Below are 12,867 nucleotides of genomic sequence, written 5' to 3' on the forward strand. Positions count from 1 at the left end.
GGCTGCGCCCCTTTTCCCCTGCCGATCGGTCTAGAAGATGAGGGACAGGATCCCGATCACCACCAGCAGGCCGATGATGAAGATGATGCCGACGGTTCCGCCGATGAATTTGAGCATGTGAATTTCTCCTTCTGTGCAGGGGTAACGGACGCTGCCGAAACTTGTTCCGTATCCGTCGCCGGGGCATAGCCATCGCTGGACAGGGCGTCGCGTGCCCGATAGACCAAGCCGGCCCGGTCCCATCCGGTTCGCGATCCAGCTATGAAGGCCCGCCATGCCCAGTCTGAACGACATCCGATCCACGTTTCTCGGCTTTTTCGAGCGGAACGGCCATCGCGTCATCGACTCGTCACCGCTGGTGCCACGCAACGACCCGACGCTGATGTTCACCAATTCGGGCATGGTTCAGTTCAAGAATCTGTTCACGGGGGTGGAAACCCGCGACTATAAACGTGCGACCACCGCGCAAAAATGCGTCCGCGCGGGCGGCAAGCACAACGACCTGGACAACGTGGGCTATACCGCGCGGCACCATACGTTCTTTGAAATGCTGGGCAATTTCAGCTTTGGCGACTATTTCAAGGAACAGGCCATCCCCTATGCCTGGGAACTGCTGACCAAGGATTTCGGGATTCCCAGGGACAAGCTGCTGGTCACTGTCTATCACACCGACGACGAGGCCGTGAGGATCTGGAAAAAGGTTGCCGGTCTGCCGGACGACCGGATCATCCGCATTCCGACCAGCGACAACTTCTGGCAGATGGGACCGACCGGACCCTGCGGTCCCTGCACCGAAATCTTCTACGACCACGGCGACCACATTTGGGGCGGCCCGCCGGGTTCGGCCGATGAGGACGGAGACCGCTTCATCGAGATCTGGAACCTTGTCTTCATGCAGAACGAACAGTTCGCGGACGGGTCCATGCGCGCGTTGGACATGCAGTCGATCGACACCGGCATGGGGCTGGAACGGATCGGCGCGCTGTTGCAGGGCAAGCACGACAACTATGACACCGACCTGATGCGGTCTCTGATCGAGGCGTCGGCCAATGCCACCAGCAGCGATCCCGACGGACCCGGCAAGGTGCATCATCGGGTGATCGCCGACCATCTGCGGTCCACCAGCTTTCTGATCGCGGACGGGGTGATGCCCAGCAACGAAGGGCGCGGCTATGTCCTGCGCCGGATCATGCGCCGGGCGATGCGGCACATCCACATGCTGGGCGCGCAGGATCCCGTTATGCACACGCTGGTGCCTGCCCTGGTCCGCCAGATGGGCGCGGCCTATCCCGAACTGGCCCGCGCGCAGGCCATGATCCAAGAAACCTTGCGCAGCGAGGAGACCCGGTTCCGCCAGACGCTGGACCGGGGCCTGCGCCTGCTGGACGACGAACTGTCGCGCCTGCCCGATGGCGCCAACCTGCCCGGAGAGGCGGCGTTCAAGCTGTATGACACCTACGGCTTTCCGCTGGACCTGACGCAGGACGCGTTGCGCGAACAGGGCCGGTCGGTCGATACGGCCGGCTTCGACGCCGCCATGGCCGAACAGAAGGCCAAGGCCCGCGCGGCCTGGTCGGGGTCGGGCGAATCCCGCGACGCCGCCATCTGGTTCGAGTTGGCGGAAAAGCACGGTGCGACCGAATTCCTTGGCTATGACACCGAGGAGGCCGAAGGCCAGATCCTTGCCATCGTGGCCGACGGCGCCGATGCGGCCCAGGCGACCGAAGGTCAGCCGGTGCATCTGGTCGTCAACCAGTCCCCCTTTTATGCCGAAGCGGGCGGGCAGGTCGGCGATACCGGGCTGATCCGCACCGAAACCGGCGCGGCGCGCGTCACCGACACGAAAAAGGTCGCGGGGGTTTTTCTGCATGTGGCCGAGGTGACGCTGGGCACGATCAGCCGCGGCCAGGGGGCCATCCTGTCGGTCGATCGCGCCCGTCGCGGCGCCATTCGGGCCAACCATTCGGCCACCCACCTGCTGCACGAGGCGCTGCGCCGCGCGCTTGGCGATCATGTCGCGCAGCGCGGCAGCCTGAACGCGCCCGACCGGCTGCGCTTCGACTTCAGCCACAACAGCGCCGTGTCGCCCGACGAACTGGCGCGGGTCGAGGCCGAGGTGAACGACTTCATCCGCCAGAACAGTCCGGTGGAAACGCGGATCATGACGCCCGACGACGCGCGCGGACTGGGTGCGCAGGCGCTGTTCGGTGAAAAATACGGCGATGAGGTGCGCGTGGTGTCGATGGGCACCCTGGCCGACAGCGGCAAAGGTGCGGATGGCGCAACCTATTCGCTGGAACTGTGCGGCGGCACGCATGTCGTCCGCACGGGCGACATCGGCGCCTTTGCCCTGCTGGGCGACAGCGCCTCCAGTGCGGGCGTCCGCAGGATCGAGGCGCTGACCGGGCCGGCGGCCTTGGCGCATCTGCGCGCGTCGGACAGCCAGCTGTCGGAAATCGCCGGTATCCTCAAGGCGCAGGCGGGCGATGTCGTCAATCGCGTCAAGGCCCTGGCCGACGAACGCAAGGCCCTGGCCAACGAGGTCGCGCAGCTCAAGCGCCAGCTTGCCATGGGCGGTGGTGGCGGTCAGGCCGCCAAGGAGATCGGCGGCGTCCGGTTCATCGGCCGCAAAGTCGAGGGCGTTGGCGGCAAGGAACTGGGCGCATTGGTCGATGAAATGAAATCGCAGCTTGGCAGCGGCGCCGTGCTGGTTCTGGCGGAAACCGAAGGCAAGGCCACGGTCGCCGCCGGCGTGACGCCCGATCTGGTGGACCGGATCAGCGCCGTGACGCTGGTGCAGACCGCCACCGCCGCGCTGGGGGGCAAGGGCGGCGGCGGGCGGCCCGACCGCGCGCAGGGCGGCGCGCCCAGCCTTGCCGACGCCGATGCAGCGATTGCCCAGGTTGAAAAACTGATCGAGGAAACAGCATGACCGCTCTCTGGATTGCCCATGTGACCGTCACCGATGCGGACGCTTACGCAAAATACGCGCAAGCCGCCGGCCCTGCCATTGCCGCCCATGGCGGGGTTTTCCTGGCGCGGGGCGGGCGTTTCCAGCAGATGGAGGGCAACGAACGCCCCCGCAACGTGGTCGCCCGCTTTCCCAGCTTTAACGCGGCCGTTGCCTGTTACAACAGCAGCGCATACCAGGCGGCCCTGGCCCATGCCAAAGGGGCGTCCGAACGCGACCTTGTGATCGTCGAGGAAACGCCGCCCCCTGCGAAATAGTCTATGCCTGTTATCCTTTCGTGGTATTTCTGACGCAAAGACGTCGAATGCGAAGGGACAGCGCCATGTGCCGTTGGGCCGCCTATGTGGGCCAACCGATCTTCCTTGAAGATATCGTCAGCCGCCCGGATCATTCGCTGATCCGGCAAAGCCAGGGCGCGCAGCGTTGCCATACGCCCGTCAACGCCGACGGCTTCGGCATCGCCTGGTATGGTGACCGGCCTGAACCGGGGCTTTACCGCGATGTCATGCCCGCCTGGTCGGATCCGAATCTGCACAGCCTGGTTCAGCAAGTCCGGTCGGGGCTGTTCATGGCCCATGTCCGCGCCTCGACCGGCACGGCCACCAGCCGCAACAACTGCCACCCGTTCGTCGCGGGCCGGTGGAGCTTCATGCACAACGGCCAGTTCGGCGGTTATGACGCCTTGCGCCGGGACGCCGATTTCATGATCCCCGACGCCTTCTATCCCTATCGCAAGGGCGCCACCGACAGCGAGGCGCTTTTCCTGATCGCCTTGGGCGAAGGGCTGGACCGCGATCCCAAGGGGGCCATGGAGCGGGCCATCGCGCGGCTGACGGATCTGGCCGTCCGCCGGGGAATCGCGCCTTTTGTCCGGGCGGCCTGCGCCTTTTCCGACGGGCAGCGGCTTTACGCCATCCGCCATGCCAGCGACGATCATGCGCCCAGCCTGTTCCATCGCTGGTCCAGAACCCGCAATGGCCGCGCCGTCGTATCAGAGCCATTGGAGACCGATGAAGGGGATTGGACGGAAATCCCTCCGGGCAGCTTTTGCGTCTTTGATCGGGACAGGGTGACGATCCAGCCTTTCGCACCCCCTGCGCAGGCCGTCGCGGCCTGATTAGGTCTGGGCTGGCGCGGCGCGGGGGGGCGGCGGCATTGCGTCGTCGTCCGGCGACGGGGATTTGGCGGGGGGGCTGGCGACGGGGTGGTTGCTTTGCAACGGCGCGGCGGCCTGGGGCAGGACCGGAAGCGGTTCCGGTTCGCGCGCGGGCGAGGCCGCGGCGGGATATTCCGGCTGCGGCGGGCGGGCTATCGCCGCAGCGGCCGGCGTGCTGATCGTGCGGCGGAAAACCAGCAGGTTGTGATAGACGGTGCTGCGCCCCGTCAGGCCGCTGCGTTCCTCGCTGGGCAGGACATCGGCGCGCACGTATTCCCAGCCATCGCGCGCCATGCGGTTCAGCTCTCCGGTCAGCGCCACCGAATAACGGTCGGACGGGGTCTTGGCGTCTCTGGCCTTTTCCCCGCGCGTGGGGGCGGGGATGACGCGGTATTCGAACTGGCTCATGACAAGGGTTCCTTCCAGGCGGGCCGCGTTCGGCCTGCGATAACCAGAGTTGGGCGCGGCGGTTCCGCCGCAACCCGCAGGATCACGTCCCCAGTTTCCGGGCCACCAGATCGTTGACCGCCGCCGGATTGGCCTTGCCGCCCGTAGCCTTGAGAACCTGGCCCACGAACCAGCCCGCCAGTTTCGGATTGGCCCGCGCCTTTTCCACCTGGGCCGGGTTGGCGGCGATGATGTCGTCCACGGCCTTTTCGATGGCGCCAAGGTCGGTCACCTGCCTCATGCCGCGCGCGTCCACGATCTGCGCGGGATCGCCGCCCTCGGTCCACAGGATCTCGAACAGATCCTTGGCGATCTTGCCGGAAATGTCGCCCTGGGCGATCAGGTCGATGACCTTGCCCAGCTGGTCCGCGCCGACCGGAGAGGTTTCGATCGACAGCCCCTCGCGGTTCAGCCGCCCGAACAGCTCGTTGATGACCCAGTTCGCGGCCTGCTTGCCGTCCCGGCCCCCCGAATTGCCGCCAGCGACCACGGCTTCGAAGTAATCCGCGTTCTCGACCTCGGCCGTCAGCACGCCCGCGTCGTATTCCGACAGCCCCATGTCCTGCACGAAGCGCGCCTTCTTTTCATCCGGCAGTTCGGGCATGGACGCGGCGATGTCGTCCACCCAGGCCTGCTCGATGTCCAGCGGCAGCAGGTCGGGATCGGGGAAATAGCGATAGTCATGCGCCTCCTCCTTGGACCGCATCGACCGGGTTTCGCCACGGTCGGGATCATAGAGGCGGGTTTCCTGCACCACCGTCCCGCCATCCTCGATGATGGCGATCTGGCGGCGGGCCTCATGATCGATGGCGGCCTGGATGAACCGCAGAGAGTTCATGTTCTTGATCTCGCAACGCGTGCCCAGGTGGGAAAAATCCTGCGTTTCCTGGTACCGTTCATAGGCGCCGGGCGGGCAGACCGAGACGTTCACGTCGGCGCGCAGGTTGCCGTTCTGCATGTTGCCGTCGCAGGTGCCCAGATAGCGCATGATCTGGCGGAGTTTCGCGACATAGGCCGCCGCTTCCTCCGGTCCCCGGATGTCGGGGCGGCTGACGATCTCCATCAGGGCGACGCCGGTGCGGTTCAGGTCCACGAAGGACATGTTCGGATCCATGTCATGGATCGACTTGCCCGCATCCTGTTCCAGGTGGATGCGTTCGATGCGGACGCGGCGGGCGACGCCGGGGGCCATGTCCACGATCACCTCGCCCTCGCCCACGATGGGGTGGTAAAGCTGGCTGATCTGATAGCCCTGCGGCAGATCCGGATAGAAATAGTTCTTGCGGTCAAAGGCGCTGCGGCGGTTGATCGCGGCCTTCAGGCCCAGCCCCGTGCGCACGGCCTGGGCCACGCAGAATTCGTTGATGACCGGCAGCATCCCCGGCATCGCCGCATCGACAAAGGCCACATGGCTGTTCGGTTCGGCCCCGAACCCGGTCGAGGCGCCGGAAAACAGCTTGGCGTTCGAGGCGACCTGGGCGTGGACCTCCAACCCGATGACCAGTTCCCAGTCGCCTTTCGCCCCGGCGATGGTCTTGGGCTTGGGGGCGGTGAAGGACAGGTGGTCAAGCATCGGGAACCTCGGGGATCGTCGGGCCATTGGGCGTGTGCAGGTCTTTTAGGTCAGCGCGGCGGCGATGTCACGAGGGCGCTCGAACGCAATCGGCGCCGGTGCAAGAACCCTGGCGAATCGTCCCCTTGGCACACATGCGCGTGTGGATCGTCAACACCGGGCATGTGCGGGCGACCATAGGCGGATTTCCGACCATCGGAAATCGCAGCCTTGGCGTCTTGCCGCCGATCAATCCGGCCCGGCCTTGCGGGATTTTCCAGCCCGGCTATGGGGATGGGGGACGAAACAATCCCCCGAGGACCGGATGCGCGCTGCGCTGTTGACCCTTGCCGCCCTGGCGTTTCTGGCCGCGTGCCAGTCCACCGCGACCCCTCAAGCCGAAAGCAAGGCTGCGGTCGACGCTCAGCAGATGCAATTGGCAAGCCAGCCGCCGATGCGGTGGGGCCAGGCCGCGGGGTCGGACCAGTGGACCCAGGCCACCCTGTCGGCCCTGGACCGGGAAGGGGTGACGATCCTGTCGCGGGTGCCGGGCGACATCGATGCGTATTGCCCGAACTATGCCCAGTTGAACACCACGGGACGCAAAGCGTTCTGGGCCGGCTTGCTGTCGGCGGTGGCCAAGCACGAAAGCACCTACAACCCGCAGGCCAGCGGCGGCGGCGGGCGGTGGCTGGGCCTGATGCAGATCGCGCCGGCGACCTGGCGCAACTATGGCTGCGACGGCAACATCAAGAACGGCGGCGACAACATGTCCTGCGCCGTCAAGATCATGGCGCGGCAGGTGGGCCGGGACAATGCTGTGGCGCGCGACGGCAGCGGCTGGCGCGGCGTCGCGCGGGACTGGGCGCCGATGCGCAACGCGTCCAAACGGGCCGACATCGCCGCCTGGACCAGCAGCCAGAGCTATTGCCGGCCGCAGGCCTGATCGTCGCGGCCGCCGAATAAACAGGGCGGGGTTGTCCCCGCCCTTTGCCATGTCAGCGCAGCGCCGCCAGGATGCGCGCCCAGGACCGCGCGCCCTTGGCGAAACTGTCCACGTCGTATTTCTCGTTCGGGGAATGGATGCGGTCGTCGTCGCTGGCAAACCCGATCAGCAGCGTATCCATTCCCAGGATCCGCTTGAAATCGCCCGCGATGGGAATCGATCCGCCCGCGCCGATGAACGCCGCCTCGCGGCCCCATTCCTGGGTCAGCGCGGCCTTGGCCTGGGCGAAGGCCGGGTCCGAAATGTCCATCACGCTGGCCGGGCTGGCGCCGTGGTCGTGAAATTCGACCCGGCAATCGCCGGGAACGAAGCGGCGGACGTGATCCTGGAACGCCCGCCGAATCGCCTGGGGATCCTGCGTGCCGGTCAGGCGGAAGCTGACCTTGGCCCGCGCCGTCGCGGGCAGCACGGTCTTGAACCCCTTGCCGGTATAGCCGCCCTCGATGCCGTTGATCTCGGCCGTGGGCTGGTTCCAGACCATCTCCAGCGCGGTGCGGCCCTGTTCGCCGACCGGGGTGGACAGGCCGACGCGCGCCAGGAATTCCGCAGCGTCGAAATCCAGCGCCTGCCAGTCGCGGGCCAGTTCCGGCGGCAGGTCCGCGACGCCGTCGTAGAATCCGGGCAGGGAAATGCGGCCCCGGTCGTCTTTCAGCGCCGACAAGGCCTGCGCCAGGATCATGATCGGATTGGCCGCCAGTCCGCCGAAGGCCCCGGAATGCAGGTCGCGGTCGGCGGCATGGACGACCACCTCTTGCCCGACAAGGCCACGCAGCTGCGTGGTGATCGCCGGGCGGCCATCGGCATAGAGTCCCGTGTCGCAGATGATCGCCAGCGATGCGCGCAATTCGTCGGCATTGTCGCGCAGGAACGGCCGCAGCGAGGGAGAGCCGGATTCCTCCTCGCCCTCGAACAGCAGGATCAGATCCGACGGCAGTTCGCCATGCACCTCGCGCCAGGCCCGGAACGCCTCGACAAAGGTCATCAGCTGGCCCTTGTCGTCGGACGCCCCGCGCGCGCGGATGACGCGGCCGGACGGCGTGTCCTCGATCTGCGGATCGAAGGGCGGGCGGTTCCACAGGTCCAGGGGATCGACCGGCTGCACATCGTAATGGCCATAGAACAGCAGGGGGCGCGCGCCGCCCGCCTGCGACCGCGCGACGACCATGGGGTGGCCCGGCGTGTCGCGGACGGCAGCCTGAAAGCCAAGGCCCGCCAGTTCGTCGCGCAGCCATTCCGCGGCCCGGCGCACATCGCCCGCATGGGCCGGATCGGTCGAGATCGAGGGAATGCGCAGAAACCCGGCCAGCCGGTCCAACGCAGCGTCCAGTCCGCGATCCAGACTGTCCAGAACGGCACTCACTGTGGTATCATCGGCCATATTCATTCCTGTTTTCCGAGTGGTTTTATAGGTTTTCGAAATGGTCCTTTGGTCGCCATGCGACATTTTTGACCTGTCATATTCGGTATTTGACATGTATCAACACAAGACCGCGCGCGATCTGACAATGATTGCCCCCAGCCAGCTATGCAAGGGAACGCCCGCAATGAATTATGATGCCGCTTTGGACCAGGCCATCGGTCGGCTGCACGAAGAAGGGCGTTATCGCACCTTTATCGACATCGAACGGGTCAAGGGCCAGTTTCCCCAGGCGGTCTGGACGCGCCCCGACGGGCGGAAACAGGACATCACGGTCTGGTGCGGCAACGACTATCTGGGCATGGGGCAACATCCGGCCGTCCTGTCGGCCATGCACGAGGCGTTGGACGCGGCGGGCGCCGGGTCGGGCGGCACGCGCAACATTTCGGGCACCACCGTCTATCACAAGCAGCTGGAATCCGAACTGGCCGACCTGCACGGCAAGGAGGCGGCACTTGTGTTTTCCAGCGCCTATATCGCCAACGACGCCACGCTTTCGACGCTTCCCAAGCTGTTTCCCGGCCTTGTCATCTATTCGGACGAGCTGAATCACGCGTCCATGATCGAGGGGATCAAGCGCAACGGCGGGGCCAAGCGCGTCTTCCGGCACAACGACCTGGCCCATCTGCGCCAGTTGCTGGAGGCTGACGATCCGTCCGCGCCCAAGCTGATCGCCTTTGAGTCGATCTATTCGATGGACGGCGATTTCGGCCCCATCGCGGCGATTTGTGATCTGGCCGATGAATTCAACGCCCTGACCTATCTGGACGAGGTTCACGCGGTTGGCATGTACGGCCCGCGCGGCGGCGGCGTGGCCGAACGCGACGGGCTGACGGACCGCATCGACATCGTGAACGGCACGCTGGGCAAGGCGTTCGGGGTCTTTGGCGGCTACATTGCGGGCAGCGCGCGGATGTGCGACGCGATCCGGTCCTATGCGCCGGGCTTCATCTTCACGACATCCCTGCCGCCTGCGGTGGCCGCGGGGGCTGCGGCCTCGATCCGTTTCCTGAAGGGCGCCGAAGGCCAGCGCCTGCGGGATGCGCAGCAACTGCACGCCCGCATCCTGAAGATGCGGCTCAAGGCGCTGGGAATGCCCATCATCGACCATGGCAGCCATATCGTGCCGGTTCATGTGGGCCATCCGGTCCACTGCAAACAACTGTCCGACATGCTGTTGCGCGACCATGGAATCTATGTCCAGCCGATCAACTTTCCAACCGTCCCGCGCGGCACGGAACGGCTGCGCTTTACCCCCTCGCCGGTCCACGACCCGCGGCAGATCGACCGGCTGGTCACGGCGATGGATCGGTTGTGGTCGCATTGCGCACTCAACCGGCAGGAAATGAGCGCCTAATCAAAACGGTGGATGAACTGCTCTCGCCTGCGTGATAAACTCTCGTTAAAGAACAAAAGATATTGTCTGATTCGGCAATATCGGCATGGGCGATGAGGCAGGCGAGACATGAGCAGGCTGCGGGCTGATTACCCGGCAGAGGAAAGTTTGCAGGTGGGGGAAATGGACCATTTCCTCGATGACGACACGCGCCTTGGCGACATCATGCGGGGCGAACGGGCCACATTGGGCAAATCGCTGCTGGATGTGCAACGCGAATTGCGCATCCGTGCGTCCTATGTGGCCGCGATCGAGAACTGCGACATCACCGCATTCGACACGCCCAGCTTCGTGTCGGGTTACGTCCGGTCCTATGCGCGCTATCTGGGCATGGATTCCGACTGGACCTTTCGGCGGTTCTGCCTGGAATCGGGTTTTCAGCCGACGCATGGAATGGCGCCCACCGCCGCCGGGCCAAAGCCCGCGCGCCGCCCGTCCGATCCGGTCGATGCCCTGGCCAATCCCAAGGCGCTGTTCATCCCGCAGAAGGAGAGTTTCTGGTCCGACATCGAACCCCGCGCGATCGGCGCGGTGCTGGTGCTGATCGTTCTGGTCTGCGGCCTTGGCTATGGCGGCTGGGCGGTCCTGCAAGAAGTTCAGCGCGTGACGCTGACGCCAGGCGACACCGCGCCGGGCGTGGTGACGGCCCTGGATCCCGTCGATGGCCTGGGCATGGCCGAACCCGCGCTGGATCTGTCGGACCCGGCCGAACTGGCCGAGAACCTTCCCCAGCCCGAAGGCCTGGACCGCCTGTACCGGCCGCAAATCCTGGAAGCTCCGGTCCTGACCGCGCGCGACGGTCCGATCGCGGCCATCGATCCCGGCCTGGGTCAGGCGCCCGCCGCCGATGGCGCGGCGGTGGCGACGGCCGAGGCGGAAACCGCGACGGCCATCCAGCAGGCCCTGGCCGAGGCCGCGCAGGCCCCGTTCGGCCCGCCCATGCCGGATCAGACCGCAGCCGCGATCACGGTTGCCCCGGACGCCTCGGCGCTGGAACTGCTGGCGGCGCGGCCTGCCTGGGTCCGCGTGACCTCGGCCGAGGGAACGGTTCTGCTGGAAAAGATCATGGACGCGGGCGAACGGTTCATCCTGCCCGCGCTCGAGGAGCCGCCGGTGATGCGCACGGGCAATTCCGGCGCGATCTATTTCGCGGTCAAGGGCCAGACCTATGGTCCGGCGGCGCCCGGTCCCCAGGTCGTCAAGAACGTCAGGCTGTCACCCGAGGAGGTGACCGCCCTCTACGCCTTGGCCGATCTGAACGCCGATCCCGAACTGGCGCAGATGGTCGCGGTCGCGCAGGCGTCCCCGTCTGCGGACATGCCGGCGACGACTACCGAATAAACCGTCTGCATCCTGCGAGTGCTGGGGGATCTTGCGTCCCCCAGGCCCCCTTGCAGGATATTTGCGCCACGGCAATGCAGGCGTCATTCGCCCCAGGTCCGTTCCAGGAGGCCGATCCAGTTTTCGCTGGCGATCCTGCGGATCAGCGCATCGCCATAGCCGTGGTCCCGCATGGCGGCCAGCAGAGCGGGCAGGGCGGCGGCATCCGCCAGATCGCGGGGCATCAGCGCGCCGTCGAAATCGGATCCCAAGGCCACGCCCTCTTCGCCCAGGATCGCCAGCAGGTGATCCAGATGCCGCAGCATGGTGGAAAATCCTTCCACCGGCAGGCGGCGCCCGTCTTCGCGCAGAAAGCTGGACGCGAAGTTGAGGCCGACCAGCCCGCCGCTGTCGGCGATCAACCGCAATTGCCGGTCGGTCAGGTTGCGGCTGCTTTGGCTCACGGCATGAACGCAGCTGTGGCTGGCGACCAGGGGCGCATCGGACAGGGCTGCGACATCGTTGAAGCCCGCCTCGTTCAGGTGGGACAGATCCAGCATGATCCGCAGGGCATTGCAGTCGCGGACCAGTTGCCTGCCCGCGTCGGTCAGCCCGTCGCCGGTGTCGGGCGAGGACGGAAAGGCGAACGGCACGCCGTGGCCATAGGCCGTGGGCCGCGACCAGACCGGACCCAGCGATCGCAGCCCTGCTGCGTGCCACAGGTGCAGCCCGTCGCTGTCGGGGATGGCCTCGGCCCCCTCCATGTGCATGACGGCGGCGATGCGCCCCCCTGCCAGCGCCGCGCGGATGCCGCGGGCCGAGGTGACGATATCCAGCGTCCCCGTCCGCTCCAACGCCTTGAGCGCGGCGGCCTGGGCAAAGGCGTGGGGCAGCGCCTCGGCAAAGGGGATCGGGTCGGGCAGGGCCATGGCGAAGGGCGGATTTTCCATCAGCGCCACGGCGGCCGCGTCGTTGGGATTGAGCGGCGCGGGAATCCAGATCGCGAAGAACCCGCCGACCAGGCCGCCCGCGCGGGCGCGCGGCAGATCCAGGTGGCCGGTGCCGTCGCCGTCCAGCCAGACGGGGGGGCCGGATGCCACGACGCGTTGCAGGAAATCGTTGTGGCCGTCGAATACCGGGATCATCGGGTTCTCCTCGTGTGCTGGGGCGACCATGCACATCTGGCAGCGGCGGGCAATGGCCGCGCTTGGCGCCCGCCGCGATTCGGCCTTAGGCTGTTTGCGGCAAGCCAACGGAGACAGCCATGCCCGACATCCGCCCCGATTTCGACGGCCAGACCGTCATCACCACCTTCGAGGTAACGCCCGGCAGCGCCCACGACGTGCTGGACATGCTGACCGATGCTTGGGACCGGGTGATCCGCCGCCAGCCGGGTTTCGTGTCGGGTGCGATCCACCTGAACGACGCCCAGACCCGGATCGCCACCTATTCGCAGTGGCGCGACCGCAAGGATTACCAGGCCATGCTGCGCGAGCCCGAGATGCGCCGCCGCAACCGCGAAATCCACGGCATGTGCAAAAGCTTCGAGCCGGTGATGTACGAAGTCCAGGCCGTTTTCGACGACTGATGCTGCGGCTGCAA

General features: G+C 66.2%; 12 protein-coding genes. 7 read left to right on the top strand and 5 right to left on the bottom strand.

Annotated elements, in window-relative coordinates; all coding sequences use genetic code 11:
* Window positions 1-30: 30 nt before the first annotated feature.
* Window positions 31-294: a small membrane protein YohP gene (locus CHB77_RS18250; RefSeq protein WP_165456172.1), complete on the bottom strand. Its 264-nt coding sequence runs from the start codon at window positions 292-294 to the stop codon at window positions 31-33.
* Between CHB77_RS18250 and alaS the strand changes: the two genes are divergently transcribed.
* From alaS to CHB77_RS01585, 3 genes are all read left to right on the top strand, one after another.
* On the top strand, window positions 275-2,932 hold the full coding sequence (gene alaS, locus CHB77_RS01575; protein WP_089386415.1) for an alanine--tRNA ligase: 2,658 nt from the start codon (window positions 275-277) through the stop codon (window positions 2,930-2,932). The two genes, CHB77_RS18250 and alaS, sit on opposite strands and share 20 nt — an antisense overlap.
* The gene (locus tag CHB77_RS01580; RefSeq protein ID WP_089386416.1) at window positions 2,929-3,228 is read left to right on the top strand and encodes a DUF1330 domain-containing protein; all 300 of its coding nucleotides are present in this window, start codon (window positions 2,929-2,931) and stop codon (window positions 3,226-3,228) included. The genes alaS and CHB77_RS01580 overlap by 4 nt, the downstream gene beginning before the upstream one ends.
* A 65-nt stretch (window positions 3,229-3,293) precedes the next feature.
* Window positions 3,294-4,088: a class II glutamine amidotransferase gene (locus CHB77_RS01585; protein ID WP_089386417.1), complete on the top strand. Its 795-nt coding sequence runs from the start codon at window positions 3,294-3,296 to the stop codon at window positions 4,086-4,088.
* On the opposite strand, the gene CHB77_RS01590 is transcribed toward CHB77_RS01585, so the two are convergent.
* Window positions 4,089-4,535, bottom strand: coding sequence for a DUF4177 domain-containing protein (locus CHB77_RS01590; RefSeq protein WP_176430298.1), 447 nt, complete (start codon window positions 4,533-4,535; stop codon window positions 4,089-4,091).
* An 82-nt stretch (window positions 4,536-4,617) separates the two neighbouring features.
* On the bottom strand, window positions 4,618-6,147 hold the full coding sequence (gene gatB, locus CHB77_RS01595) for an Asp-tRNA(Asn)/Glu-tRNA(Gln) amidotransferase subunit GatB (RefSeq protein ID WP_089386418.1): 1,530 nt from the start codon (window positions 6,145-6,147) through the stop codon (window positions 4,618-4,620).
* Window positions 6,148-6,451: 304 nt separating this feature from the next.
* Between gatB and CHB77_RS01600 the strand changes: the two genes are divergently transcribed.
* Window positions 6,452-7,072, top strand: coding sequence for a transglycosylase SLT domain-containing protein (locus CHB77_RS01600; RefSeq protein WP_089386419.1), 621 nt, complete (start codon window positions 6,452-6,454; stop codon window positions 7,070-7,072).
* A gap of 52 nt (window positions 7,073-7,124) precedes the next feature.
* Here the strand turns inward: CHB77_RS01600 and CHB77_RS01605 are convergent, their stop codons facing one another.
* Window positions 7,125-8,510, bottom strand: a complete 1,386-nt coding sequence (locus tag CHB77_RS01605; protein ID WP_089386420.1) for a M20/M25/M40 family metallo-hydrolase — start codon at window positions 8,508-8,510, stop codon at window positions 7,125-7,127.
* A gap of 166 nt (window positions 8,511-8,676) precedes the next feature.
* On the opposite strand from CHB77_RS01605, the gene hemA reads away from it, so the two are divergent.
* Together hemA and CHB77_RS01615 are read left to right on the top strand one after the other, a co-directional pair.
* Window positions 8,677-9,906 (top strand): 5-aminolevulinate synthase, encoded by a 1,230-nt coding sequence (gene hemA / locus CHB77_RS01610; protein WP_089386700.1) that lies wholly within the window; start codon window positions 8,677-8,679, stop codon window positions 9,904-9,906.
* 108 nt (window positions 9,907-10,014) lie between these two features.
* Window positions 10,015-11,286, top strand: coding sequence for a helix-turn-helix domain-containing protein (locus CHB77_RS01615; protein WP_089386421.1), 1,272 nt, complete (start codon window positions 10,015-10,017; stop codon window positions 11,284-11,286).
* Between the two features lie 83 nt (window positions 11,287-11,369).
* Here the strand turns inward: CHB77_RS01615 and CHB77_RS01620 are convergent, their stop codons facing one another.
* Complete coding sequence (locus CHB77_RS01620) at window positions 11,370-12,410, bottom strand: dipeptidase (protein WP_089386422.1); 1,041 nt, start codon at window positions 12,408-12,410, stop codon at window positions 11,370-11,372.
* A 119-nt stretch (window positions 12,411-12,529) separates the two neighbouring features.
* Between CHB77_RS01620 and CHB77_RS01625 the strand changes: the two genes are divergently transcribed.
* Window positions 12,530-12,853, top strand: a complete 324-nt coding sequence (locus CHB77_RS01625) for an antibiotic biosynthesis monooxygenase family protein (protein ID WP_089386423.1) — start codon at window positions 12,530-12,532, stop codon at window positions 12,851-12,853.
* Window positions 12,854-12,867 lie beyond the last annotated feature (14 nt).

The organism is Paracoccus sediminis, from assembly GCF_900188295.1.
GTDB classification, from domain to species: domain Bacteria; phylum Pseudomonadota; class Alphaproteobacteria; order Rhodobacterales; family Rhodobacteraceae; genus Paracoccus; species Paracoccus sediminis.

What these genes read in the sequence shown, in the direction of transcription:
- alaS (WP_089386415.1), top strand. Translation starts at nt 275, where the DNA reads ATGCCCAGTCTGAACGACATCCGATCCACGTTTCTCGGCTTTTTCGAG.
- CHB77_RS18250 (WP_165456172.1), bottom strand. Translation starts at nt 294, where the DNA reads ATGTCGTTCAGACTGGGCATGGCGGGCCTTCATAGCTGGATCGCGAAC.
- CHB77_RS01580 (WP_089386416.1), top strand. Translation starts at nt 2,929, where the DNA reads ATGACCGCTCTCTGGATTGCCCATGTGACCGTCACCGATGCGGACGCT.
- CHB77_RS01585 (WP_089386417.1), top strand. Translation starts at nt 3,294, where the DNA reads ATGTGCCGTTGGGCCGCCTATGTGGGCCAACCGATCTTCCTTGAAGAT.
- CHB77_RS01590 (WP_176430298.1), bottom strand. Translation starts at nt 4,535, where the DNA reads ATGAGCCAGTTCGAATACCGCGTCATCCCCGCCCCCACGCGCGGGGAA.
- gatB (WP_089386418.1), bottom strand. Translation starts at nt 6,147, where the DNA reads ATGCTTGACCACCTGTCCTTCACCGCCCCCAAGCCCAAGACCATCGCC.
- CHB77_RS01600 (WP_089386419.1), top strand. Translation starts at nt 6,452, where the DNA reads ATGCGCGCTGCGCTGTTGACCCTTGCCGCCCTGGCGTTTCTGGCCGCG.
- CHB77_RS01605 (WP_089386420.1), bottom strand. Translation starts at nt 8,510, where the DNA reads ATGGCCGATGATACCACAGTGAGTGCCGTTCTGGACAGTCTGGATCGC.
- hemA (WP_089386700.1), top strand. Translation starts at nt 8,677, where the DNA reads ATGAATTATGATGCCGCTTTGGACCAGGCCATCGGTCGGCTGCACGAA.
- CHB77_RS01615 (WP_089386421.1), top strand. Translation starts at nt 10,015, where the DNA reads ATGAGCAGGCTGCGGGCTGATTACCCGGCAGAGGAAAGTTTGCAGGTG.
- CHB77_RS01620 (WP_089386422.1), bottom strand. Translation starts at nt 12,410, where the DNA reads ATGATCCCGGTATTCGACGGCCACAACGATTTCCTGCAACGCGTCGTG.
- CHB77_RS01625 (WP_089386423.1), top strand. Translation starts at nt 12,530, where the DNA reads ATGCCCGACATCCGCCCCGATTTCGACGGCCAGACCGTCATCACCACC.